Here is a 680-nt window from a genome sequence, read left to right as displayed (position 1 = left end):
ACATCAGTCGAAGCTGTATTTCAGCAAGTCATCCAGTTGCCTCGGATGCAGCGTGTCTGCCACGAGGGAAAGGATATCGCCGACATGTGCGGCGAACTTTTTCAGCGCCAGATGACCAACTCGGTCTGCTACCCCCATGTGATCGAGAAGCGGCTTTTCTTCTTCGTATAGGTCTGCCCAGTGTTTTGCGACCTTGGCGCGGTCAACTGGGGTGAAAATCTTGGTATCCGGATGAGTAAATACTCGCACCTTTTCAAGGAAGGTTGCATCCTCTGCCCTTGCCTGAATCCAGATTTCGTAAAGCTCCAGCATGCAGGCGCGGGACTTGAGGTAGCGATCACTCAAGATCACGATGATCCGGTCTCCACGCGCCAGTTGCGCCATGTACTCGCTGATACGGCCGCCCAGTGTGATGTTGTCCTTGTCCCGATGAATATCAATGCCCCGCTTCTTCGCCTTGGCGCACAAGTCGTCCACCACCCCTTCGATGTTCCCGGCCGCAGGGTCCTCATTGTCATTCCAGGCATAGGAAACATAGTAGCTTACGGGTTTTGCAGGGTCCGGTCCGGCGGTCATGGTGCTGTCCTTGGTACTGAGTTGATCGCCCTTTGGGGACACCCCGAGGCGTTGTGCTTCCGCGACGACTGCAGTGATCGCGGCTTCCATGGCTTTCTGCGCAT

Annotated in this window: 1 protein-coding gene; it reads right to left on the bottom strand. The window is 55.6% G+C overall.

Annotated elements, in window-relative coordinates; translation table 11 throughout:
• Nucleotides 1-3 precede the first annotated feature (3 nt).
• A partial coding sequence (locus V6590_RS20830) for a toll/interleukin-1 receptor domain-containing protein (protein ID WP_335425631.1) occupies nt 4-680 on the bottom strand: 677 nt, incomplete at its 5' end.

The organism is Gemmobacter denitrificans, from assembly GCF_036964905.1.
In the GTDB taxonomy this organism is placed as follows: domain Bacteria; phylum Pseudomonadota; class Alphaproteobacteria; order Rhodobacterales; family Rhodobacteraceae; genus Gemmobacter; species Gemmobacter denitrificans.
The sequence above is the reverse complement of the archived record's forward strand: the minus strand, read 5'-3'. Positions and strand labels throughout refer to the sequence as shown.